Raw genomic sequence first — 24,120 nt, forward strand, 5'->3', positions numbered from 1 at the left:
AAGCTACTCCTTTATATTTTCGGATATTCTAATTTGCTGCGCACCCGATGTGCCGATTATGGTTGCGATAAGTACAGAACACACCATCATCAGCGGATACAGCAAATACGCCGAAAGCGGATTGACCACAAATTTAAACGACGAAGCTCCAAACGAGGAGATCACCGCACCTGCAAGTATTTCTCCCAGAGTATTTGCGAGTAGCGTACCGGTAACAATTCCGGCAATCAGCACGAATACCGAACGGGAAGCATACTGCGCCATTATATCCGAGTTTCTAAAACCTAATGCTTTCATTATGGCAATGGAATGTCTGTTCTTTACGACAAGCAGCTTCATAAACAGCAGCGTAACCAGTACCGTTATTATTAGCGCGACGGCAATTGCGACACGGGCGGCTTTCCCGACGGAGTCTATGGTTGAACCGAAGGTCTGAGCAATATATTCATCAATGCCCGATACCTTTGCAAAATCATATTTTTCCGCATATTCCGAAACCTTGCTGGCAACAACAGATTTATCCGCAAGCTCCGCACAAATCACGCTCCACATCGTATCCGCCGAATTGTCGGCGAAAATTGCTTTTGCAGTTTTGCCGCCATTGGTGATGTCAGAATAAATTCCGCTTACCGTGAGCTTCTTCTCCTTCCCCTGGGCCACCAGTGTCATGACATCACCGACTTTTTTGCCAAGCTCATCGGCGTTCATTGCTGAAAGGGCAATTTCATCAGCTGCGGCAGGCGCTCTGCCTGCGGAATATTGCAAGGGGAAGATCGAATGATCGCCTAGCTCAATTTTTATACGTTCCTCCGAGCCTTCCTCTGTCTTGGCTGTAAATGTCTTAGTCGTAAGCACGGTAAATTTGGATATAGACCTGTCGTTCTCCAAGGCCTTTGCAATTTCGGCTGCTTTTCCAGAAATATTACCGGTCTGCTGAAGGTCAAAACGCATATCGCTTTTTCCCATTCCCATATATGTGATGAAGCCTTTTGAGGAAATCGTGTTATACAGGTTATGTGGAACAAGCATAATAAAAGCCGAGATCACAAGCACCGCAAGCATTGTGGCGTAAAGTCTTTTCCTGGAAAGAACATCTTTGATGCCGAGAAAAATATTCGTGTTAACCAGTCTGTTTCTGCTCAAGCGAAAATGCTTCGCGCCCGCAGATTTCTCCTGTGAAGTACCGAAGCGTATAGCTTCCACTGCGGATATTTTCTGAAAACGCTTCAGCACTCTGCTTACATAGGCAATAATTGCAAAAAAAACCAGCAGGACACCCATGATTCCGATAAACAAGCCAACGGAAGAATTTCTGCTTTCCCCCATATAAAGCCTTATATTTTCTTGAAGATTGCCTCTGAACACAAACGAAAGTGCAAATCCAAGAAAACAGCCAGCAGCTGAAAGCGCAGCGTATTTTGCAAGATATATTTTCTTTATGTCGGAGACACGCAGCCCAATTGCCTTCATAACACCTATTTCGCGGTAGTCGTCTTCGATTTTTGCTAGTAACGTGAAGCGTATGCACATCAGGGCAACTGCAACGACAAGCATGCTTACAAGAAGGATTACGGCGATCATTAGTCCGTCGGAAATTGCGTTAAGCATTTTGAAGAGCGAATATGTAATCGTCGGCCCGCCCGCTTCAAGTCCGGCAGAGGTGTAAGCGGTCTGGAATGCGCCAAGCAGGGACAAGTCTTTTAATCTGAATTCAATCAAATATTCTTTATTTCCGAAATCCTTGATTTCAGCATAGTCATTCTCGCTCACAAGAAACCGCTTTGAGGAGGCGAGCAACGAATTCATCTGCGAATCGCGTAGAACTCCAGCAACGGTAAATTCCTTACCGGATATAACGGCCTTGTCGCCAATCTGTGCGCTGCCGTTCTTCATGTAGCTGATCGGGACGTAAAGCTCCCCATCGGATACCTGTATAGGTTTTCCGTTAAGGTCAAGAAGATAATCGAATTTTTTGCTTTGCGTGCTGAATCCGTTGTCCTGAACGCTGTCCGCAAGCGATCTTCCGCCAATCACAATTCGCGCACTGTCAACGTTAAGAAATTCAAGCACCTGAAATTCGGCGACATTACTATTCTGCTCTGCAAAAGCCGCAAGCCGCGCAGTATCAATTACACCCGAATGCATCTGCATAAAATGCGGGGTTTTCGCCTGAGTCATCAATGAATCTATCGCACCGGATAAATTTACAACAAGCATGGCCACAAGAGAAACAAGCATGGCAGCGGCTGCTACAAATCCCATAGTTATCAGCGTTATCAACTTGCTTTTTGAAAAATCATTACGAAGGATTCTACAATACATAATTCCCTCCATGTTCAAGCTTTGCAACCGATTTTATGTTATATAGAATTACTGAAGTCACACATGCCAGTACCCCGGCGATGAAAATAAGTAATCCGGCGCCCCTGCCGCTGCCCGTGCCGATGATCCTTCCCACACTGTCAGCAAACCTTCCGCCGTCAACCAGCAAAGGAGTGAATACATAATCGGTAAGCACACCGGATAGCGCATAAGCGGCAACAAAGCCAAGCTGAGAAATGACACCAATAAGTCCCCACGCTCTACCCTGAACTGAATTATCAATGTTGGTGCGAATCAGAAAATCCAGGCATGTATTTATAATGGGGAGCATGGCGAAAAACAAAAATCCGGAAACACAGATGAGCACAATATTTTCACGCAGTCCGAACATCGCCATAAATATCCCGGTGAAAAACATGGATACCGAAAGTATTTTCACATAGCCTTTTTTTATCGTAAAAATTCCTATCAACACGCTGCTCAAGAGCATTCCCAAGGCGATTATGGTTTCAACCGTTCCTAATGCGTAGCTGTCTGAAAAAGCGAGGATCATGGGGGTGGAAAGTGTCTCTATAAAGCCGAGGAAAAAGGTCAAGACCGAAGTCATTATCACAAGAACAAGCACTCCCCTGTTCCCGGAAACGGCGCTCCAGCCTTCTTTGAATTCACGGGTCAGTGATTTTGCCTGTTCAAATTTCTTTGAAACAAGACCACTGCGTACAACAAACGTTGAAGTAACCGTTACAAAAAAGGTGCAGATGTCGATAACCAGCAGCAGCTTTATATTTGAAACGGTAAGCAGAAATCCCGCAATTACTGGCGAAATCAGATATTTGGCCGATCCGGCCACCTGAACAAAACCGCTTGCCTTGGTATATTGCTCCTCCGTAAGCAGATCCGTAACTGTAGCTTTATATGCGGGATCAAGCAGCGATGAAAACACCGAGCTTATGGTAACTCCCACACAAATCTGCCATAGCTCAGCTTCTCCACGGAACATACACATCAGAATGAATACAAGCCCCAGGCCGGAAAGACTGTCACCCAGCATCATTAAAAGCCTGCGGTCATAGCGGTCCGCCAGCACTCCCGCCAAAGCACTTAAAAGAAGTGATGGCATAAACGCAAGCAAGGTTACAAGCGCCATTGCCGATGCCTTGCCCGTCTGCTCAAAGACATAAACTCCAAGCCCAAACGATGTAAGCCCGCTGCCTACTGCTGAAATAAACTGTCCCGACCACAGAAGAAGGAATTTCCCGAACGATTTACCGGAGTTATTCATGGCTGTCTCCACTTTCTCCGCCAAACATCTGCATTACGTGCATTAGACTTCCGTTTTCGGCACCGAGCAGCCTTTCTGCGTTGAATGCAAACGCCTGCATTCGTGAAAGGTGTCCCTCATCCGTCATTTCCACCATATCGTTATCAAAAATGGTATTTAAATAGATCACAATCATCTCCATGCATTCATGTGGAAACGGTGTATTGAAGAGGCCCTGCTCAATCCCTTCCTGGATGATCCCCCCCAGAATCGGCGGAACGACGCTGATGATAACCCTTTGTATTTTCTGATGCATAAGCGCGTTCTGCGGCTTGTGAATATGCTCCATAATTTCCTGAGAGCTATTGCCGCTTATGTTCAGTGCCATTACAACGCGCATAATGCGCTCATATACAGGGATGCTCTTGTCTAAGGCAATTTCCTGCGCTCCACCTATAAGACGGGTATTATATCGTTCAATCAGCGCATCCATAATATCCTCCTTCGACTTGAAGTGATAATATAGCGTACCACGCGCAATTCCTACTTTTTCGAGAAGATCATTTGTACTTGTGCCGTCAAAGCCCTTCTGCCCAAATAGCTCATCCGCTGCGTCGAGGATCTCATTTCTGCGTTCTCCAGCTTCTTTTACTGTTCTCATTTTTCGTACGTCTCCTATTTATAGACCGACTGTCTGTCGGTAATATGTTAGCACACTCCTTATTAGCTGTCAAAGGGGGGAAGCTCAATGGACTAAGCCATAAAAAAAGAAGCCGTTCAACGGCCCCCTGTGAAGTAAAAAAAGAGCCAGAACGCAATTGCTTCTGTCTCTTCTCATTCATTCAATTGACTTCGATTCTATGCTTATAGCGAAGTTACGCTTTGGCTGCACCTTCAGAGGTCAGCACAGCTTTACGCGACAGGTTGACGCGGCCCTGCTGGTCGATTTCGGTTACCTTAACAGTAATCGTGTCGCCAATGGCTACAACGTCTTCCACTTTGGCTACGCGCTCAGTAGAAAGCTGAGAAATATGCACCAATCCGTCTTTGCCGGGAATCAGTTCGACAAAGGCGCCAAACTTCTCGATACGGCGGACTGTGCCCACATAGATTTCACCGACCTGGACTTCCTTCACAATGCCTTCGATAATGCCGCGGGCCTTCTGAATCATCGCTTCGTCGGAAGAGCCGATAAATACGCGTCCATCCTGTTCGATGTCGATCTTTACGCCGGTTTCTTCGATGATTTTGTTGATGATCTTGCCGCCTGCACCGATAACATCACGGATTTTGTCCGGATTGATGTTGATGATGATAATCTTAGGCGCGTATTTGGACAGGCTTGCTCTTGGTTCGGAGATGGTTTCCATCATTTTGCCCAAAATGTGCATGCGTCCTTCTTTGGCCTGCTGCAAGGCATCCTGAAGAATCTTGCGGTCGATGCCGGCGATCTTGATATCCATCTGAATCGCGGTAACCCCTTCAGCCGTACCTGCTACCTTAAAGTCCATATCGCCAAGATGGTCTTCCATACCTTGGATGTCTGTCAGAATCGACACATGCTCGCCGTCCTTGATCAGACCCATCGCTACACCGGCTACAGGCGCTTTAATAGGCACACCTGCATCCATCATAGCCAGAGAGCTGGCACAGATGCTTGCCTGGGAAGTCGATCCGTTGGACTCAATAACCTCGGATACAAGACGAATGGTGTACGGGAATTCCGTTTCACTTGGGATAACTTTGGACAATGCGCGCTCACCGAGTGCTCCGTGGCCAATTTCGCGGCGTCCTGGCGCTCTAAGCGGCCGGGCTTCCCCAACGCTGAAAGGCGGGAAATTGTAATGGTGCATGAAGCGTTTCGTCTCAGCCGGATCAATGCCGTCGAGAATCTGCACATCGCCCAGGGCGCCAAGTGTACATACACTAAGTGCCTGCGTCTGACCGCGGGTGAACAGGCCGGAGCCATGCGTACGCGGCAGAAGGTTGGTGTCGCAGTCAATCGGACGGATCTCATTCAGCTTGCGTCCATCGGGACGAACCTTGTCATGCGTGATCAGCCGTCTGACTTCTTCCTTCACGATATCATGCAGCACTTCCTTGACATCCTTAAGAAGCTCAGGAGCTTCTATGTATTTCTCTGCAAAATACGCAACAGTCTCATTATTTACTACGTCAATGGCTTCCTGGCGGGCATGCTTCTCAGCAATCTTAACCGCTTCTACCAGCCGGGCCTCGGAATAAGCGCGGACTTCGGCGTTAACTTCCGCATTTACGGCATGCAGCTGCACAGCCATCTTTTCTTTGCCGGCGATCTTGACAAGTTCCTCGATGGTGGCAACGATGTTCTGGATTTCCGCATGTCCGAACATAATCGCTTCGAGCATGTCTTCTTCCGGTACTTCATTCGCTTCCGCTTCAACCATCATAATGGCGTCTTTCGTTCCGGCAACCACCAGATACAAGTCGCTGGCTTCCTGCTGGGCAACATCCGGGTTAATTACGAATTGCCCGTTCACACGGCCTACGGAGACTCCACCGATCGGACCGTCAAACGGCACATCGGAAATGCTGAGCGCTGCGGAGGTACCGATCATGGAAGCAATGTCAGGAGCGCAATCCTGATCGACGCTCATTACCAGATTAAGCACTTGCACATCGTTGCGGAAGCCTTCCGGAAACAGCGGGCGAATCGGACGGTCCGTCAGCCGGCTGGACAGAATGGCTTTCTCGCTCGGTCTGCCTTCCCGTTTGATAAATCCGCCAGGAATTTTACCTACTGCGTATAATCTTTCCTCATAGTTCACCGTAAGCGGGAAAAAATCCAGATCTTTAGGCTCACTGGAGGCCGTAACCGTACACAATACTGCAGTATCTCCGTAACGGACCATAACAGCGGCGTTGGCCTGCTTAGCGAGACGTCCTGTTTCCAGCACGAGGCGTCTTCCGCCAAGCTGCATTTCTACACGTTTTTCCATAAAATCCCTCCTTGAATCTAAAATGAAACGGAATCCATATTCCCAAAGGAAAATGACCGGTTCTGTATGGTTTACAAGCAAAAACGGCTTGTCCTCTGTGAGGTTAAATAGCCGTTTTTACAAATAATATCTACTTGCCGTCTGCCATAGTTTTCCCTAAATTTTCAAAAAGCAACCCGGCTGTCCCGCTGTCGCTCGTAAGAAGGACATACGGTATACAACCAGGCTGCTTTAGGGTCAAGCTTATGGAAAATTAGCGACGCAATCCCAGTTTTTCGATCAGGGCGCTGTAACGTCTGATGTCTTTGTTCTTCAAATACGCCAGCAGTTTACGACGTTGTCCAACCATCTTCAGCAGTCCGCGGCGGGAATGGTGATCCTTCTTGTGCGTACGCAAGTGGTCAGTCAAATTAACGATATTCTCCGTAAGGATAGCAACTTGCACCTCAGGGGATCCAGTATCGGATTCATGAGTTTTGTGCTCGTCGATCAATTGGTGTTTACGCTCTTGAGTCAATGCCATCCTGTTCACCTCCTTCAATATAATCGCCAGTAGCCTCGTCACCGTCGGTGAGAACATGCAACCAAGCTAAGGTTATGGTGCTGTCATTCCAGCAACGTTAATCAGTATAGCATCTTCGAACGCAAATGTAAACGGCATGTCCGGGCATAGATTAGGATTGATAATTCAGCAAGCGTTTTGCTGTCTCCGCATCGTCGCCGATTTGCGCAATCAAGGCGCCAATCGAGTCAAACTTGCGCTCAGGACGGATGAATGAGACTAATTCCACCTTAAGCTCCTGCTCATAAAGATCCCCTGCAAAATCAAAAAGATGAACCTCAAAGCTTGGAGCAACAACTCCCTCATGGAAGGTTGGCTTCACCCCGACGTTCATTACACCGTAGAGCACTTCAGCTTTATGATAAACTCTGACCGCATACACGCCCTTTGCCGGAATAACATAGCGGTCTTCAAGTTGAATATTCGCAGTAGGGAACCCTATGGTGCGTCCGCGCTTCTCTCCATGCACTACTGTGCCCCGCAGATGATAACAGCGTCCAAACCATGCATTCGCGAGGGCAAGCTCCCCGGTCTGGAGGCTTTTCCGTATGCCGGAGCTGCTTACCTTTTGACCCTCAATCAGGAAAGGAGCTGTAGTCTCCACAGTCATCACACCCTGGCCCAGCTCACGAAGCCGGTCAGCATCGCCTTCACCTTTGTACCCGAAACGGAAGTCGAAGCCTACTACAGCCGTAACAATATGCAGCGGAAGCAGCATAACGGAGACAAAATCCTCAGGACTTACCCGGGAAAGCTGCTCATTAAATTCCATGATATACAAAATATCGACACCCATGCCGGCAAGAATCTCTTGCTTGTCCTTCGGCGGGGTTAAGTATCCATCATAATCGCCTTTGCCCATTACATCCTTTGGATGCGGATGAAAGGTCAAAACTGCTGCCGGTACACCCTCTTGGCGGGCCAGAGCTACAGCAGAAGCAATGACGCTGGCATGCCCGAGGTGCAGTCCGTCAAACTGCCCCAGAGCGACCACTTGCGGCTGAGCCCACTGTGCTGCCGTCTCCGGCGGCATGGGATAGCTTAAGGTTACGGTTCTCACGCTGATTCTCACCTACAATTCACAAATGAAATTAAGAATTACGCTTGTGCAAATACTTTAACAGGTGCAATCGCACCCATCTCATCCAATTCATAGATCCCCAGGAACTCGCCAAGAAGATCATAGAGGCGGAAATGTCCGGCCTGCTTCACTTCCGGCGCAACATGGCGGACAGAAAGTCGCTGCCCCTGCAGAGCAGCCTTCTTCTTCTCCTCCATCACCGTGTATCTGGGCAGATGGGAAATAGCTTCATCGGCAGCAATCAAATGCTCTTCAAGCGTTCCAGCTTCCTTATGAGCAGCAATTTGCTCCAGGGTCAGGCAGTGGCTGGCGGTTATTCCGGCGGACATTGTCCGCTCGAGCTTCACCATCACACCCGGAAGTCCAAGCGCCTTGGCAATATCGACACATAGGGTGCGGATATAGGTTCCTTTGGAGCACAGCACACGAAATGTAATATCGGGATAATTGCCGCTCCAGACCATGTCTGTCATTTCAATCTCATAAATCTCGACCTCGCGGCTTTTGCGCTCTACGGTCTTTCCTTCTCTGGCGAGTTCATAGAGACGCTTACCGTCTACCTTCACCGCCGAATACATAGGAGGAACCTGAGAAATCACGCCTTTAAAAGAATGAAGCACAGCGAGTACCTCGGCTTCCGAAACGCGCACCTCATCTACAGATTCCGTAATCGTTCCGGTTAAGTCCTCCGTATCACTGGATAATCCAAGTCTTAAGGTGGCGACATATTCTTTGGGCAGCTCCTGAATATACTCCACGACCCGTGTGGCTCGTCCGAGACAAAGCGGCAATACACCCGTTACTTGAGGATCAAGCGTTCCAGTGTGGCCGATCCGCTTCATGCCAAGTATGCGCCGGGCCTTAGCTACAACATCATGGGAAGTGAAGCCTGCAGGCTTATAGACAGCCAGAACACCTGTAAGCTCACTCATAGATGGCGTCTGACCTCCTGAAGCACCAGCGGAATCGCTTCTTCAAGTGTTGCATCAATACGCGCACCAGCAGCCCGGGTATGACCGCCCCCGCCAAAAACTTGCGCCAGCGCTGCAACATCCACTCTGCCTGCAGAACGCAAGCTGACCTTCACCGCACGCTCATTAATGACCTTGAACAGCATGCCAACCTCTACACCGCGGATGTTGCGCGGATAATTAACAATTCCTTCGAGGTCTTCATTCGCAGCATCACAGTCCAGCATATCCTGCGGCGTCACACTCACCCAGGCAACATCACCTTCCGGGGATAGCTGCAGTGTGCTTAGGGCACGGTTCAGCACCTTGACTTGCCCCAGTGTCAGCTCCTCAAGCAGCGTTTCCGCCAGCTCAGGGCCATTAACACCGAGTGCAAGCAACTCCGATACAGCTGCCATCACTTTAGGCGAGGTATTGGTGTAGCGGAAGCCGCCGGTATCCGTGAGGAGGCCCGTATAGATTGCCGTGGCAATATCAATATCCCATTCCACCTCAAACGTCTTCAGCAGGTCGAACAATATTTCAGCAGTCGCAGCAGCGTCCGGTTTGATCAGCGTAGCATAGCCATACCCGTTGTTAGTGGGATGATGGTCTATATTCAGAATGAGGGCATCGCTGGCAAAAAAGCGCTGGGTCAGTCCAACACGCTGAAAGTCGGCACAGTCCACGCAAATGACATGACGGTACTGTCGGGGCAGATCACCCTCAGCCAGATTAACAATCTCATCGGCATGCCATAGATACCTCATACGCTGCGGGATCGGTCCTTCGTTCAGCATAGTATATTTTTTGCCCAGACATGAGAGAAGCCAGCCCACCGCGAGGGTGGAGCTGACTGCATCTCCGTCCGGCTGAACATGCGACACTACAAGATAATCGTCGTGTTCCAGCAGAAACTTACGGGTCTGCTGGAGACTTTGTTCATAGCTATGCATTCGCCGTCTCCTTTATGTTTCCTAGCTTTCTTCGTGTTTGCCAATTTCACCAAGCAGCTTCTCGATATGACTTCCGTATGCAACGGATTCGTCAATCTTAAAGATCAGCTCAGGGGTATGGCGCAAGCGGATCGCTTTGCCAAGCTCTGTGCGGAGAAAGCCGTTCGCTTTCTCAATCGCTTTGAGAGAACCTGTAACCTGCTCCTCATCCCCGAATACGCTCAGGTATACTTTGGCCTGCGACAAATCGTTTGTCACATCTACGCCGGTTACTGTTACAAACCCGACACGCGGGTCCTTGAGTCCACTTTGGATGAGCTGGCTCAGTTCTTTTTTGATCTGCTCGCCAACCCGTCCGGCTCTGATTTTAGACATCTATATTCACCTCTTCGCTTAGCGCTCTACCGTTTCCATAATGAACGCTTCGATAATGTCGCCCTCTTGGACGTCATTATAGCGTTCCAAAGTTATGCCACATTCATAACCCTGCGACACTTCTTTGGCATCATCTTTGAAACGTTTCAAGGTGTCAATCTTGCCTTCGAAGACAACGATACCGCTGCGGATCAGGCGCATCTCGGCATTGCGGGTAATTTTGCCGTCTGTAACCATACAGCCTGCAATGTTGCCCACTTTGCTGATTTTGAAGATATTGCGCACTTCGGCATGGCCGATAACGTTCTCTTTGTAGATGGGATCAAGCATCCCTTTCATGGCACTTTCAATTTCTTCAATTACGTTGTAGATAATGTTGTGCAGACGAACATCCACTTTCTCCTGCTCGGCAGCCGCTTTAGTCTGGGCATCCGGACGTACGTTGAAGCCGATAACGATAGCATTCGAAGCAGCGGCCAAAGTAATATCGGATTCCGTAATCGCGCCGGCACCGCTGTGAATGATCTTCACGCGCACGCCTTCGACTTCGATTTTGGCCAAGGAGCCCTTGAGCGCCTCTACCGAACCCTGCACGTCACCTTTGATGATTACGTTCAGGTCTTTGATTTCGCCTTCCTTGATATGCTTGAACAGGTCATCCAGAGTTACACGGGTATTCGTGTTCAGCTCGGATTGGCGCTGTGATGTTGAACGTCTGTCCGCAATCGCACGGGCTTTACGTTCATCTTCGAACGCCATAAACGGATCGCCAGCCTGCGGCACTTCCGTCAGACCGGTAATTTCCACTGGAGTGGAAGGGCCTGCTTCCTTGATCTTGCGTCCTTTGTCATTGACCATGGCGCGTACACGTCCGAAGCAGTTACCTGCGACAAAAGCGTCTCCGACCTTAAGCGTACCGTTCTGTACGAGAACGCGGGCTACCGGTCCACGGTTCTTGTCAAGCTCTGCTTCGATGACGGTACCGCGTGCCCGTTTGTCCGGGTTCGCTTTGTACTCGTTCACTTCGGCAACGAGCAGGATCATTTCAAGCAATTCTTCAAGGTTGATGCGCTGTTTGGCGGACAGGTTAACGAAGATAGTGTCGCCGCCCCACTCTTCCGGCACCAGCTCATAGTTGGTAAGCTCCTGCTTCACTCTGTCAGGGTCTGCGCCCGGCTTGTCGATTTTGTTGACAGCAACGATGATTGGAAGACCTGCCGCCTTAGCATGGCTGATTGCTTCCACTGTCTGCGGCATTACACCGTCATCGGCAGCTACAACGATAATCGTCATATCTGTAACCTGTGCGCCACGGGCACGCATTGCGGTAAACGCTTCGTGGCCCGGTGTATCCAGGAACGTGATTTTTTTGTGGTTGATTTCAACCTGATAAGCACCGATATGCTGCGTGATCCCGCCGGCTTCGCCGCCGGTTACATTCGTTGAACGGATAGCATCAAGCAGCGTCGTCTTACCATGGTCAACGTGACCCATGATGGTTACGACCGGAGGACGCGTCTGCAAATCCTCTTCGGAGTCGTTCTCTTCCACGGTTTCGAAGCTGTCCTCGTCCACAGGAATCTTCACTTCTACTTCCACTCCGAATTCACCGGATAGAAGCAAAATCGTATCAATGTCAAGCTCCTGGTTGATTGTCGCCATTACGCCCATTAGGATCAGCTTCTTAATAACCTCCGAAGCGTCCTTATGAAGCAGTTTGGCAGTTTCTCCGACAGTCATGTTGCCGCGGACAATAATCTTTTTTGGAGTGTTGTCAATCTTTTCACGGCGTTCCACCGGCTGATTGTTTCTGCCACGGTTGTTCTTGTTGCCGCCACGGCCGCGGAAGTTGCTGTTGCCGCCTTTTCCGCCGTCTTCAAAACGCTTTTGATTGCCGTTGTTGTTCGGTCTGCCGCCGGTTGCATTCTTCTTAGGACCTCTGTCGCCGCCGCGTGAATAGTCTCCGCCGCCTTGACTTTGCGGACGGCTATCAGCAGTACGTGCTGCGCCTTGTCCTTGTGGACGGTCGCTGGAGCGCGAAGCGCCGCCGCCCTGTCCTTGCGGACGATTGCTGCCAGAGCCGCCCTGAGGGCGGTTGCCGCCAGCGCCGCTGCCTTGTCCTTGCGAGCGGTTGCCGCCGCCGTTACTGCCTTGCGGGCGGTTGCCGCCGCTGGAGCTGCCCTGAGGACGGCTGCCAGTGGAGCTGCTTTGTGAACGATTGCCGCCGGTGCTGCTCTGCGGACGTGAATTTTGTGTGGAGCCTGAAGTTGTTCTGCGGGAATCTTGTCCGCTCTGGGGCCTTGGGGACGTCAACGATTGGTTGTTGTTTTGGTTACTGTTCATACCTACCTGCTTTTCCGGTTGATTTTTGTTGGCATTCTGCGCACTGTGGGGCTCGGCGGTTGCCGTTCCGGCTGGTGCCGGACGGCTGCTGGTGCCGCTGTCCCGCTTGGCTGCAGCGTTTGATTTGATATCCTTGAAAAACTGCTCTACTTTGGTCACGGAGTCATTCTCCATCACACTCATATGATTATTCACAGGGACGTTCAAACGCTTCAGAATGGTGATGATTTCTTTACTGCTCATATTGAGCGATTTCGCGTATTCATAGACGCGCAGTTTATCCTTATTGTCTTCTTTAGTCAATAACTCCACCTCCGACAGTATCTCCAAGCCCTCTGGAGATCATTTCCGCGAATCCTTTATCCGTAACGGCCAGCACCACGCGCTGGTCTTTACCAATACTTGCACCGAGTTCATCCCGGTGAAATGCGATTACTAGTGGAATATCGTAGGTTCCGCACTTGTCGCGGAACTTTTTTTGAGTATTAGCTGAAGCGTCACCCGCCAGGACGACCAGCTTCGCCTCCGAAGACCGCACCACTTTCAGTACAGCCTCGTCGCCGGTGACAATCTTGCCCGCTCTCATGGCAAGCCCTAAATAAGAAAGTGCCTTACTCATTGTCCTCACTATCCTTTGCTGCCAAAAACTGCTCCTCCACGGATGCGAAATCCCTGGCAAGCTGGGCATAGATTTCAGGACTCACCTGACATTTCAATGCACGGTCAAGTGCTTTATTCTTTTGTGCCAGCTTAAAACATTCCAGCTTGCCGCAAATATAAGCGCCCCGGCCCGACTTTTTGCCTGTCAGGTCAATCAGCACTTCGCCCTCAGGCGTTCTCACCACGCGAATCAGCTCTTTTTTGGGCATCATCTCCTGGCTGGCAACGCATTTGCGCAGCGGCACCTTGCGCTGTTTCATGTTAATCGCCTCCCCTCTCGAATAGAGCAGGTAAATTAGTCAATGGAGACGGAATCCTGATGCATTTCATCACTGGAGGTTCTTGGTCTGCCGTATTCCTGCTCCGCCTGGCTTTCGCTCTTGATATCAATTTTCCAGCCGGTCAGCTTGGCGGCAAGACGGGCGTTCTGCCCCTTGATGCCGATCGCGAGCGACAATTGATAATCAGGAACGATAACCCGCGCCATTTTCTCCGCTTCAAAGACTTGAACCTCAAGCACCTTGGACGGGCTGAGCGCATTCGCCACATATTCCTGTACTGACTCGGAATAACGGACGATATCAATCTTCTCCCCGCGCAGTTCGGTAACGATCGTCTGAACACGGGTGCCTCTTGGGCCTACGCAGGAGCCGACCGGATCTACTTCTTCATTACGCGAGTACACGGCAATCTTGGACCGGAAGCCGGCTTCACGGGCTACAGAACGAATCTCAACCACGCCGTCAAAAATTTCCGGAACCTCCAGCTCGAACAGCCGTTTCAAGAGGCCGGGATGGCTGCGGGACAACATGATCTGCGGTCCTTTAGTCGTATTCTCAACCTTCGTGATATAAGCCTTGATGCGCTCGCTTTGCTTGAACTTCTCGCCAGGCATAAGCTCGCTCAGGGGCAGAACCGCCTCGATTTTGCCAAGATCAACATAAATGTTGCGCATATCCTGACGCTGTACCAGGCCGGTAACAATGTCTTCTTCCTTGTCGATAAAGGCGTTATAGATAAGTCCGCGTTCCGCTTCCCGGATGCGCTGGGTTACGACCTGCTTGGCCGTCTGGGCGGCAATGCGGCCGAAATCACGCGGCGTCACTTCAAGCTCAGCGATATCCTCAAGCTGGAAATGAGGGTTAATCTCCCGTGCAGCCGGCAGCGAGATTTCAGTCCGGGTATCCAGAACCTCCTCGACAATCAGCTTGCGGGCAAACACCTTGATTACGCCTGTGTTGCGGTTCATGTCCACACGCACGTTCTGCGCCGCATTGAAGTTGCGTTTATAGCTGGAGATCAGCGCAGCTTCGATGGCTTCAAACAGCACATCCTTGCTGATGCCTTTCTCCCTTTCCAGTTCATTCATAGCTTCGATAAAATCCATACTCATGAAATTCCGGTCCCCCTTTCAAGACGTTAAAAAATAATGGCCAATCTCGCGCTGGCGACTTTGGCATAAGGCACAACATGTTCTTTTTTGCCCGCGGAGATGAGCAGTTCCTCGTTCTCGAACGAGAGCAAACGGCCTTCGAATTCTTTGAGTCCTTGAATCGGCTCATAGACCGTCACATATACGTCCTTGCCTACCGCTTTGGCAACATCCGCAGCTTTTTTGAGCGGACGTTCAGCGCCCGGCGAAGAAACCTCAAGAAAATAAGCTTCAGGTATAGGATCATTCTCATCCAGCTTTTGGCTGAAATATTCGCTGATGGCACCGCAGTCATCAATATCAATGCCGCCTTCTTTGTCTACGAATATCCGCAAAAACCAGTTGGAGCCTTCCTTCACGTATTCAACGTCCACCAGTTCGAAACCATTGTCCTCAAGATAGGGACCGAGCATCTGCTCTACCGTTTGTTTGATTTTGGATTTGGGTGTGCTCAAAAGAAAATAACCTCCACGAACTTGTCTTTTGCTATATACCAAAGATAAAGAGTGGGTTTCCCCACTCTTTACACAACGGACTTATCTCATTATTACCAAAAAAATTATAACATAGTGCGTGTGCACTGACAAGTGCTAGCCCTTGACTACCCTATCCGGCAGGCGATGAAAGGCTGTTAAAAGAGGGAAAGCTGGTTGCTCTCCGGAAGTCCGCGGAAGCAGCCCATGCCGGTCAGCAGTTCAATGACTGTCTTGCTCGCCTTCGATTTCTGCTGGAAATCCTCAATGGACAGGAACTCTCCGGCATCCTTGGCTGCGGCAATATTAATGGCGGCATTCTCGCCGATTCCCGCAAGTGAGGAGAACGGAGGAATCAGGCTGGTGCCATCCACTGTAAATTTGGTAGCATCCGAACGGTACAAGTCAATATTTTTGAAGGTAAAACCGCGCGCAGTCATCTCCAAAGCCATCTCAAGCACCGGGAGCATCGCTTTCTCCTTCGGCAGTGCCTGGAAGCCCTTCTGCTCAATGTCTACAATTTGCCGGCCTATAGCCTCGTAGCCTTTGCAGCATAACTCAATGTCAAAATCCGCCGCTCTGACCGAGAAATATGTCGCATAATATTCAATCGGATGATACAGCTTGAAGTAGGCGGTGCGCACTGCAGAAATAACATAAGCGGCCGCATGCGCCTTCGGGAACATGTACTGGATCTTCAGACAGGAATCAATATACCATTGCGGAACCTTGCATTTCTTCATTTCCTCGATCCATTCGTCAGACAAGCCCTTGCCCTTACGCACGCTCTCGGTAATTTTGAAGGCCAGGCCCGCATCCATTCCCGCCTTGTAAATCAGGAAGAGCATGATATCATCACGGCAGCCGATAACCGTCTTGATGTTACAGGTGTTATTCTTAATCAGCTCCTGGGCATTGCCGAGCCAAACCCCGGTGCCGTGAGACAGTCCCGAAATCTGCAGCAAGTCGGCAAAGCTGGACGGCTTCGACTCCACAAGCATCTGGCGGACAAATTTGGTCCCCATTTCCGGTACCCCATAGGTTGCCACCGGCGTGCGGATCTGCTCAGGAGTGACCCCCAGCGCCTCCGTAGAGTTGAACATGCTCATGACCTTGGGATCATTCATTGGAATGGTCGTCGGGTCAACTCCGGTCAAATCCTGAAGCATACGCATCATTGTCGGATCATCGTGCCCCAGAATATCGAGCTTCAGCAGATTGGCATCGAAGGCGTGATAATCAAAGTGGGTTGTTTTCCATTCTGCAGTTACATCATCGGCAGGGTATTGCACAGGTGTGATATCCTCAATCTCCATATAATCCGGTAAAACAACGATACCGCCGGGATGCTGGCCCGTGCTCCGCTTGACCCCTGTGCAGCCTGCGGCCAGACGCCCGACCTCGGCTCCGCGCCAGCGCTTCTGATGATGCTCCTCATATTTCTTCGCGAAGCCAAAGGCCGTCTTTTCCGCAACCGTACCGATAGTTCCGGCGCGGAATACGTTGTCTGGACCGAACATCGTCTTCGTAAAGTTATGGGCATTTGGCTGGTATTCACCGGAAAAGTTAAGGTCGATATCGGGAACCTTATCGCCTTTGAAGCCAAGGAATGTTTCAAACGGAATATCCTGGCCTTCTCCTTTAAGCTTGCCGCCGCAGTTCGGACATACCTTGTCCGGAAGGTCGAAGCCGCTCGGCACACTGCCGTCGAGGAACCATTCGCTGTGCTTGCATTCCGGATTGACACAAATGTAATGGGCCGGGAGCGGGTTAACCTCGGAGATGCCAAGGAAGGTTGCAACGACTGAGGAGCCTACGGAACCACGTGAGCCTACCAGGTAGCCGTCCTTATTCGATTTTTTAACCAGCCGTTCGGAAATCAGATAGTTGGCAGAGAAGCCGTATTTGATGATCGGAGCCAGCTCTTTTTCCAAACGGGCGACGACTACCTCAGGCAGCTCTTCGCCATAAATAGATTTTGCCGTATTATAACAAGTACTGCGGATTTCTTCGTCGGCCCCATCAATGATCGGTGTGAACAGATCGCTTGGGAACAGCGGATAATCCTCGAACCGTTCAGCCAGCGCCACCGTGTTGGTGACAACAACCTCCATCGCTTTTTCCGCGCCAAGAAATTCAAATTCAGCCAGCATTTCGTCCGTAGTGCGGAAATGGGCATCCGGCTTCTGCTGGTCCTTCAGCGGGCTGAAGCCGGTAATTCCATGAATCGTAATATCGCGGAACAGCTTGTCCCTCGGTTCAAGATAATGCACATTGCCTGTGGCGATAACCGGCTTGTTCAACTGTTCGCCGATTTCGCATATTTTGCGCACAACTCCTCTCAAGTCCTCAGGAGTGGCCACAAACCCTTTTTCCACCAAATGCATATACATCGTCAACGGCTGAATCTCAAGAACATCATAAAATTGTGCGACTTCCATCGCTTCTTCCACAGTCTTGTTCAGTACCGTCTCAAAAAACTCGCCGCGCTCACAACCGGAAATGATCAGCAGACCGTCCCTGTGCTCTTCGAGCTTGGACTTCGGAATGCAAGGTACCCGCTTGTAATATTCGGTGTGCGACATGGAGATCAGCTTGTACAGATTCTTTTTGCCCGCTGGATTAAGTGCGTAAATACCGCAGTGAAACGGACGGGTGTTGGAGAGATCATTGCCGACATAATCATTCAGCCGGTCCAGCATGGTAATCCCCTTTAGCTTCTCCGCATCGGCCAGCAGGCCATTCAGGATGCCGCCCAGCGCAATGGTATCATCCACCGCACGGTGATGGCTCTCCAGCAGCACTTTATATTTATCCGCAAGTGTATTCAGCCGGTGATTCTTCATGGTCGGGAACAGCAGACGCGCCAGCTCCAGGGTATCCAGCGAAGGGTTAGGCAGAATAGGCTTGCCCAGCTTCGCCAGCGAAGCCTGAATAAAGCCCATATCGAATCTGGCATTGTGCGCAACCAGGATGCTCTCCCCGACGAACTCTACGAATTCCTCCAGCACAGGCGCGAGGTCAGGCGCATCCTTAACCATCTCATCGGTAATATTGGTTAGCTGCTGGATGTGGTAAGGAATCTTCTCATGCGGATTCACAAACGTCGTATAACGGTCCAGCTCCTTGCCTTCGCACATCTTGATCGCCGCAAGCTCGGTAATGTTGTTGCGCGTAATCGATAGACCGGTGGTTTCGATATCGAATACCACATAGGTAGCTTTTTTCAGCTCCAAAGGCTGCGGATTCTCCACTATATTTACCGAGTCATTGACCACGTTGGCTTCAACACCATAGAGCATTTTGATTTTGTGCTTATGGGCGGCGTGGTTCGCATCAGGAAAGCTCTGCACTACACCGTGATCGCTGACGGCTATCGCCGGATGCCCCCATTTTGCGGCTGTTTTGACATAAGCATCAATCGGTGTCACCGCATCCATCGTACTCATCGTCGTGTGCAGATGGAACTCCACTCTTTTAACCGGAGCGGTATCCTTGCGGGCAGGCGGCGCCTGAACCTCGGATAAATCCGATGGAATCATCACCAGCTCAGGAATTTGCATAAAGCGGTCATATTCCACCTTGCCCCGTGCTCTAACCCACTTGCCGTTGGCAAGCTGCCCCATGATCTTCAGATCCTCTTTGGTCTTCGCGAACATCTTCATCTGCAAGGAATCGGTAAAGTCGGTGAGACAGAAGGTGAACAGCGTATTGCCGTTGCGCAGCTCCTTGCTCTCAAGGGCAAAAATAGTTCCCTGAATCGTAATCTTCTTCTCTTCATCCTGAATCTCAATGATCGGCACAGCCTGCTCCTTGATTTCATAGCCTACCTGGAGCTTAATAACCTCGTTCGGGTCCCCTATATCTTCAGGCTCTTCCGGCTCACTTGCCATCATCATCATTTCTACCAGCTCACGCTGCTCCTGCTGCAGCTTCTGCTGGAATTCCTCCATGACATCTGCTTTGCTCTCATCTTCAGCAATTTGCAGCTTGACCTTCAAGGAAAGACCAAAGAACTTATCGTAAAATTTAACGATAGCGCCTTCGATCCCTTTTTTGCGGGCCAATTCAAGCGACATGGAATCACTCAGGCTCAGCACCAGCGTACTGTCCTGCAGCTCTTGGCTGGAGCGTGTCAGCCAGCCGTTAACGGAAGGAATCTCCCGCTGCACCCACTCCAGAAAAAGTCCCCAATATTCCTGAACAAGCTCCGCCCGGCTGATTTTCTCGTCATATAGGAACAAGAAGCTGACTTTGGCAATATGCTGCAGCTTCTCACGCATTCTTAGCACAAAGGTCCGGTACGTCTGGGCCGGCACCAAACTTTCTTTGGCAATAACAATATGCCAGTCATGATTCCCGCGGCTGATCTCCACCCGTTCAATATGTCCATCCAAAAAGTAGGGATCAATGATCGCGGGAGGTATCTCTCCCTGCTTCATCAAGAGCTCGAACCGCTTTCTTCTCTCGACGTTCTGTTCCATGCTTCCCCCACCTAACTAATAAACAAGATTGTAAAAAGCTTCCGGCTTAAAAAGCATTGGGTTCTTTCGGCCCGCCGACTCCTCTCACCAGAAGCTAGATTTAAGTACCAGAATCTTAATAACAAGCAGAAACGGCTACAGCGTCCATAAAGGGACAGCATCCGTTACAAATCTGAAGCAAATTAGTAGGCTTTGGCAAAAACAACCGTATGCTCGGCCGGCTTGCCGCAGCAGATGCAGACCTGCTTGGTCTCCGCCGGGTTAAACGGAATGTTGCGGCTGGTTGCGCCGGTTTCTTCCTTCACCTTCGACTCACATTCCTCGGAGCCGCACCAGCCTGCCAGCGCAAAGCCGCGTTTCTCCTCCATCGAGGCCTTCATCTCATCCAAAGTGTCAACCGAATAGAAGTGATCCTCACGGAATTTCAGCGCGCGCTCGAACATTTCATTGTGCACTTGCTCCAGCATGGCCTGTACTTCTTCCACCAGGTTCGCCTGTTGAATGACTTTTTTCTCTCCGCTGATACGGGACACGAGCACACAGACGCCGTTCTCCATATCGCGCGGTCCAAGCTCCAGGCGGACAGGAACACCGCGCATTTCATATTCGTTGAACTTCCAGCCCGGTGTTACGTCCGCACGGTCGTCCACACGCACTCGAACGCCTGCACTTTTGAGTTCTTTGAACAGCTCATCCGTCCGTGCGATGACTGCATCGCGTGTTTTTGGAGGGCCTATCGGGATCATAATGACTTGAGTTGGTGCAACCTTTGGCGGCAATGCAAGTCCGCGGTCATCGCCATGAACCATAATCATCGAACCGATCAGGCGTGTGCTTGTCCCCCACGAAGTGGTGTGCACATACTCAAGCACGTTGTCGCGGCTCAAATACTGGATTTCAAAAGCAACCGCAAATTTGGTGCCCAGGTAATGCGAGGTTCCCGCTTGTACTGCGCGTCCATCCTTCATCATCGCCTCAATCGAATACGTGTCTACCGCACCGGCAAAACGCTCCGAAGGAGTCTTCTGTCCGGTGATTACCGGAATTGCCAGATAACCTTCAACAAAATCACGGTAGATTTCCAGCATCTGCATCGTTTCTTCACGTGCTTCCGCCTCGTTCTCATGGGCGGTGTGGCCCTCCTGCCAGAGGAACTCACTGGTACGGATGAACGGCAGCGTGCGTTTCTCCCAGCGGACCACGTTGGCCCACTGATTGATCAGGACCGGCAGGTCACGGTAGGATTGAATCCATTTGGAGTACATATGCCCAATCATCGTTTCCGAGGTCGGACGAATCGCCAGACGTTCTTCCAGTTTATCGCCGCCCGCTTCCGTTACCCAAGGCAGCTCGGGATTGAAGCCTTCAATATGATCCTTTTCCTTCTGGAAAAAGCTCTCTGGAATGAACATTGGAAAATATGCGTTCCGGTGTCCGGTTTCCTTGAAACGGCGGTTCATTTCCTCCTGAATATGCTCCCAGATTTCAAAGCCGTCCGGCTTGAAAACGATACAGCCCCGGACCGGAGAGTAGTCCATCAAATCCGCTTTCTTGATTACATCAATATACCAGCGTGAGAAATCCTCGCCCTGCGGCGTGATCTCTGTAACGAACTGCTTATCTTTGGCCATGTAATGAAACTCCTCCTAATAAATAACCCCACAAAATGTTAAACCAATACAATCAACCGCTGATCAGACGCAAAATATCGTTATAGGTAACAGCAATCATGACCAGGAACAGCATCGCGAAGCCGACAAAATGAACCATCCCTTCGTGGCTCGGATCAACCGGCTTGCCGCGCAGCGCTTCAATACCGAGGAACACCAGCCGGCTTCCATCAAGAGCGGGTATCGGCAGCAGATTAAAGATGCCCAGGTACAGGCTGAGAATTGCCGCCCAATAGGTCAAATACTGAATGCCCTGCTGCGCAATCTGGCCGGTCATTTTCGCCGTGCCCACAGGTCCGGAAATATCATTCATGTTAAAATTATTGATCAATTTCTTAAAGCCCTGGAATATCGCCTTGGTTGTATCCACCATAGCTACTCCTGATTTCGTGATCGTCTCGCCAAAACCTGCTTTACGCGTAGGCAGCTCTGGAGTGATACCCACTTTACCACCTTCTTCGCCTTCCATGGTGCGGGGAATCATGGTGACACTATATGTCTCTTCGCCGCGCTGCAGCGTCCATTTCATCTCCTTGCCTTTGGAAGCCGAAGTTAGCGAGATCATCTTCTGATAATCGCCGCCAATGGCCTCCCCGTTCACCGAAACAACGATGTCACCCTTCTTGAGCCCAGCTTCCTGTGCCGGCATGTTTGCACTGACATCACCGATCTTCACATAAGTAGGATTCTTAATAGGGATTCCGGCCATTTGCAAATGAAGGGCGAACAGCACAAAGGCCAGCAGGAAATTCATCACCGGTCCCGCAAAAATCGCTATTGCGCGTTGTCCAACAGTTTTACTGCCAAATTGGCGGTCCTTAGGCGCAATCTGCGTCTGCTGGGTGCCTTTGATCATCATGGCTTGCGGGTGGACATCGTACACCGTTACTTCTCCGTCCACATCAAGCCGGATCTTCAGTTCATCCTCAAGGTCAGTATATTGCGCTTCGCCACGAATCACATTTCTGCGGGTATCGAGCGAATCCAGATAAATATTCTTAACCTTGTTATCCTGTCCCAGCCTCACGGCGATGGTCTGTCCGGAACCTATCTCAATAATCTCGGGATCTTCACCAGCCATACGCGCATATCCGCCAAAGGGCAGCAGACGAAGCGTGAACTGGGTTTCCCCGCGTTTATAAGAAAACAGTTTCGGACCGAAACCGATAGCAAATTCCCGTACAAGAATACCGGCGCGCTTGGCAAAATAATAATGTCCCCATTCATGCACTGTCACCAGAACAAAGAACATGAACACCGTCAAAAAGACGACTCTTACCATTTCCATGCGTAACATTCCCCCTTTAGGTGTAAGACCGAAGTATGTCCTCTTAATTTATCATTATTCTCCGATCAGGCACAAGAGAATCAACAGTCCCAGCCTATTTTCCAGGGTAGAGCAAATATTCCAGTCAAATCACTATATCCATGGATCAAAGCTTGGCCGCAAGCTCACGAGTCAAACGGTCACACTGCTCTATTTGCTCCAGATTCGGATAAGCAACCAGCTCATGGCGCTGGAGCACATCCTCAATAATCTCTTCAATCCGCAGGAACGGAATTTCATGACGCAGGAAACGCGCCACTGCAACTTCGTTGGCAGCATTAAAAGCGGTGGTACTCGTTCCCCCAGCCTTGCCGCATTCGATCGCCAGCCTCAGGGCCGGAAAGCGCACATAGTCCATCTCACGGAAGGTTAGCCGCCCGGCTTCAGCCAAAGACAAGCGTTTGGCCGGTGATGCCCACCGTTCCGGGTAGGTAAGCGCATATTGGATAGGAACGCGCATATCAGGGGTGCCCAGCTGGGCTATAATACTGCTGTCCCGGAACTCCACATACGAGTGAATTATGCTCTCCGGATGGAGCAGCACATGAATCTGTTCATAAGGCAAGCCAAACAGCCAATGGGCTTCAATGACCTCTAGCCCTTTATTGACCATGGTTGCCGAATCAATTGTGATTTTGGCCCCCATGCTCCAGTTCGGGTGGCGAAGCGCATCCTCTACTGTAACATTCTGCAGCTGATCACGGGTGTAATCCCGGAAAGAGCCGCCAGAGGCGGTAAGTGTGATGCTGGCAATATCCCCACGGTTCTCACCGTTCAGGCACTGAAAAATAGCGGAGTGCTCGCTGTCGACAGGCAGCAACCCGACTCCTTTGCGTCCCGCAAGCTCAGTCACCAAATGACCGGCTGTAACCAGCGTTTCTTTGTTGGCCAAGCCGATATGCCGGCCCGCTTCAATAGCCGCCAGTGTAGACTGCAGGCCAACGCTGCCCACAACCGCCGTTACAACCGTATGAGCGTCTCCGCCAGCAGCGATTTCAACCAATCCTTCACTGCCGCTAAAGAGCTCAACCCCTGCCGGCAGACTCGATTTAATCTCCTCGGCAAGCGCCTTCGTGGATACAGAAACGCGGCGCGGCTTGAAGCGCTGAACCTGCTCCAGCAGCAGAGCGGTATTGCTTCCCGCCGCCAAGCCCTCCACTTCAAAGGCTTCCGGGTGCATGGCAATCACGTCCAGCGTCTGCGTGCCAATTGAACCGGTAGAGCCGAGAATACTAATTTTCTTCAC

The 24,120-nt window shown here is 50.5% G+C and carries 17 protein-coding genes and 1 pseudogene; all 18 read right to left on the reverse strand.

Annotated features, from left to right (window positions below; translation table 11 throughout):
- Positions 1-3 precede the first annotated feature (3 nt).
- The 18 genes and pseudogenes from AC0LWN_RS04725 to AC0LWN_RS04810 all read right to left on the reverse strand — a co-directional run bounded on the left by AC0LWN_RS04725 (position 4) and on the right by AC0LWN_RS04810 (position 24,120).
- Positions 4-2,322: an ABC transporter permease gene (locus AC0LWN_RS04725; RefSeq protein ID WP_474663425.1), complete on the reverse strand. Its 2,319-nt coding sequence runs from the start codon at positions 2,320-2,322 to the stop codon at positions 4-6.
- The gene (locus AC0LWN_RS04730; RefSeq protein ID WP_474663426.1) at positions 2,312-3,604 is read right to left on the reverse strand and encodes an MFS transporter; all 1,293 of its coding nucleotides are present in this window, start codon (positions 3,602-3,604) and stop codon (positions 2,312-2,314) included. Before AC0LWN_RS04730 ends, AC0LWN_RS04725 begins: the two co-directional genes overlap by 11 nt.
- Positions 3,597-4,244 (reverse strand): TetR/AcrR family transcriptional regulator, encoded by a 648-nt coding sequence (locus tag AC0LWN_RS04735; RefSeq protein WP_474663427.1) that lies wholly within the window; start codon positions 4,242-4,244, stop codon positions 3,597-3,599. Before AC0LWN_RS04735 ends, AC0LWN_RS04730 begins: the two co-directional genes overlap by 8 nt.
- 214 nt (positions 4,245-4,458) lie before the next feature.
- Entirely contained in the window at positions 4,459-6,561 is a 2,103-nt protein-coding gene (gene pnp / locus AC0LWN_RS04740; protein ID WP_474663428.1) for a polyribonucleotide nucleotidyltransferase, read from the reverse strand.
- A 253-nt stretch (positions 6,562-6,814) separates the two neighbouring features.
- The gene (gene rpsO / locus AC0LWN_RS04745) at positions 6,815-7,084 is read right to left on the reverse strand and encodes a 30S ribosomal protein S15 (RefSeq protein ID WP_019910460.1); all 270 of its coding nucleotides are present in this window, start codon (positions 7,082-7,084) and stop codon (positions 6,815-6,817) included.
- 151 nt (positions 7,085-7,235) lie between these two features.
- Positions 7,236-8,183, reverse strand: a complete 948-nt coding sequence (locus AC0LWN_RS04750) for a bifunctional riboflavin kinase/FAD synthetase (RefSeq protein WP_474663429.1) — start codon at positions 8,181-8,183, stop codon at positions 7,236-7,238.
- Positions 8,184-8,221: 38 nt separating this feature from the next.
- On the reverse strand, positions 8,222-9,136 hold the full coding sequence (gene truB / locus AC0LWN_RS04755) for a tRNA pseudouridine(55) synthase TruB (protein ID WP_474663430.1): 915 nt from the start codon (positions 9,134-9,136) through the stop codon (positions 8,222-8,224).
- Complete coding sequence (locus AC0LWN_RS04760) at positions 9,133-10,110, reverse strand: DHH family phosphoesterase (RefSeq protein ID WP_474663431.1); 978 nt, start codon at positions 10,108-10,110, stop codon at positions 9,133-9,135. The genes truB and AC0LWN_RS04760 overlap by 4 nt, the downstream gene beginning before the upstream one ends.
- A gap of 21 nt (positions 10,111-10,131) precedes the next feature.
- Positions 10,132-10,485, reverse strand: coding sequence for a 30S ribosome-binding factor RbfA (rbfA, locus tag AC0LWN_RS04765; protein ID WP_458962606.1), 354 nt, complete (start codon positions 10,483-10,485; stop codon positions 10,132-10,134).
- A gap of 18 nt (positions 10,486-10,503) precedes the next feature.
- A complete protein-coding gene (gene infB / locus AC0LWN_RS04770) occupies positions 10,504-13,131 on the reverse strand; it encodes a translation initiation factor IF-2 (RefSeq protein WP_474663591.1) in 2,628 nt (875 codons plus the stop codon).
- Positions 13,129-13,447, reverse strand: a pseudogene (locus AC0LWN_RS04775) (YlxQ family RNA-binding protein); the annotation flags it as partial. The gene infB and the pseudogene AC0LWN_RS04775, both read right to left, overlap by 3 nt.
- Positions 13,440-13,748 carry an RNase P modulator RnpM gene (gene rnpM / locus AC0LWN_RS04780; RefSeq protein WP_019910454.1) on the reverse strand — a complete coding sequence of 103 codons (309 nt, stop codon included), beginning with the start codon at positions 13,746-13,748 and terminating at the stop codon, positions 13,440-13,442. The gene rnpM and the pseudogene AC0LWN_RS04775, both read right to left, overlap by 8 nt.
- Positions 13,749-13,783: 35 nt before the next feature.
- Positions 13,784-14,881 (reverse strand): transcription termination factor NusA, encoded by a 1,098-nt coding sequence (gene nusA / locus AC0LWN_RS04785; protein WP_458962607.1) that lies wholly within the window; start codon positions 14,879-14,881, stop codon positions 13,784-13,786.
- Positions 14,882-14,907: 26 nt separating this feature from the next.
- Positions 14,908-15,375, reverse strand: coding sequence for a ribosome maturation factor RimP (gene rimP / locus AC0LWN_RS04790; RefSeq protein ID WP_019910451.1), 468 nt, complete (start codon positions 15,373-15,375; stop codon positions 14,908-14,910).
- A 176-nt stretch (positions 15,376-15,551) separates the two neighbouring features.
- The gene (locus AC0LWN_RS04795; protein WP_474663432.1) at positions 15,552-19,877 is read right to left on the reverse strand and encodes a PolC-type DNA polymerase III; all 4,326 of its coding nucleotides are present in this window, start codon (positions 19,875-19,877) and stop codon (positions 15,552-15,554) included.
- 182 nt (positions 19,878-20,059) lie between these two features.
- On the reverse strand, positions 20,060-21,508 hold the full coding sequence (proS, locus tag AC0LWN_RS04800; protein WP_474663433.1) for a proline--tRNA ligase: 1,449 nt from the start codon (positions 21,506-21,508) through the stop codon (positions 20,060-20,062).
- Between the two features lie 52 nt (positions 21,509-21,560).
- On the reverse strand, positions 21,561-22,835 hold the full coding sequence (rseP, locus tag AC0LWN_RS04805) for an RIP metalloprotease RseP (protein ID WP_474663434.1): 1,275 nt from the start codon (positions 22,833-22,835) through the stop codon (positions 21,561-21,563).
- A gap of 145 nt (positions 22,836-22,980) precedes the next feature.
- Positions 22,981-24,120 carry a 1-deoxy-D-xylulose-5-phosphate reductoisomerase gene (locus AC0LWN_RS04810; RefSeq protein ID WP_474663435.1) on the reverse strand — a complete coding sequence of 380 codons (1,140 nt, stop codon included), beginning with the start codon at positions 24,118-24,120 and terminating at the stop codon, positions 22,981-22,983.

Source organism: Paenibacillus sp. sgz302115, assembly GCF_056120445.1.

What these genes read in the sequence shown, in the direction of transcription:
- AC0LWN_RS04725 (WP_474663425.1), bottom strand. Translation starts at nt 2,322, where the DNA reads ATGTATTGTAGAATCCTTCGTAATGATTTTTCAAAAAGCAAGTTGATA.
- AC0LWN_RS04730 (WP_474663426.1), bottom strand. Translation starts at nt 3,604, where the DNA reads ATGAATAACTCCGGTAAATCGTTCGGGAAATTCCTTCTTCTGTGGTCG.
- AC0LWN_RS04735 (WP_474663427.1), bottom strand. Translation starts at nt 4,244, where the DNA reads ATGAGAACAGTAAAAGAAGCTGGAGAACGCAGAAATGAGATCCTCGAC.
- pnp (WP_474663428.1), bottom strand. Translation starts at nt 6,561, where the DNA reads ATGGAAAAACGTGTAGAAATGCAGCTTGGCGGAAGACGCCTCGTGCTG.
- rpsO (WP_019910460.1), bottom strand. Translation starts at nt 7,084, where the DNA reads ATGGCATTGACTCAAGAGCGTAAACACCAATTGATCGACGAGCACAAA.
- truB (WP_474663430.1), bottom strand. Translation starts at nt 9,136, where the DNA reads ATGAGTGAGCTTACAGGTGTTCTGGCTGTCTATAAGCCTGCAGGCTTC.
- AC0LWN_RS04760 (WP_474663431.1), bottom strand. Translation starts at nt 10,110, where the DNA reads ATGCATAGCTATGAACAAAGTCTCCAGCAGACCCGTAAGTTTCTGCTG.
- rbfA (WP_458962606.1), bottom strand. Translation starts at nt 10,485, where the DNA reads ATGTCTAAAATCAGAGCCGGACGGGTTGGCGAGCAGATCAAAAAAGAA.
- rnpM (WP_019910454.1), bottom strand. Translation starts at nt 13,748, where the DNA reads ATGAAACAGCGCAAGGTGCCGCTGCGCAAATGCGTTGCCAGCCAGGAG.
- nusA (WP_458962607.1), bottom strand. Translation starts at nt 14,881, where the DNA reads ATGAGTATGGATTTTATCGAAGCTATGAATGAACTGGAAAGGGAGAAA.
- AC0LWN_RS04795 (WP_474663432.1), bottom strand. Translation starts at nt 19,877, where the DNA reads ATGGAACAGAACGTCGAGAGAAGAAAGCGGTTCGAGCTCTTGATGAAG.
- proS (WP_474663433.1), bottom strand. Translation starts at nt 21,508, where the DNA reads ATGGCCAAAGATAAGCAGTTCGTTACAGAGATCACGCCGCAGGGCGAG.
- rseP (WP_474663434.1), bottom strand. Translation starts at nt 22,835, where the DNA reads ATGGAAATGGTAAGAGTCGTCTTTTTGACGGTGTTCATGTTCTTTGTT.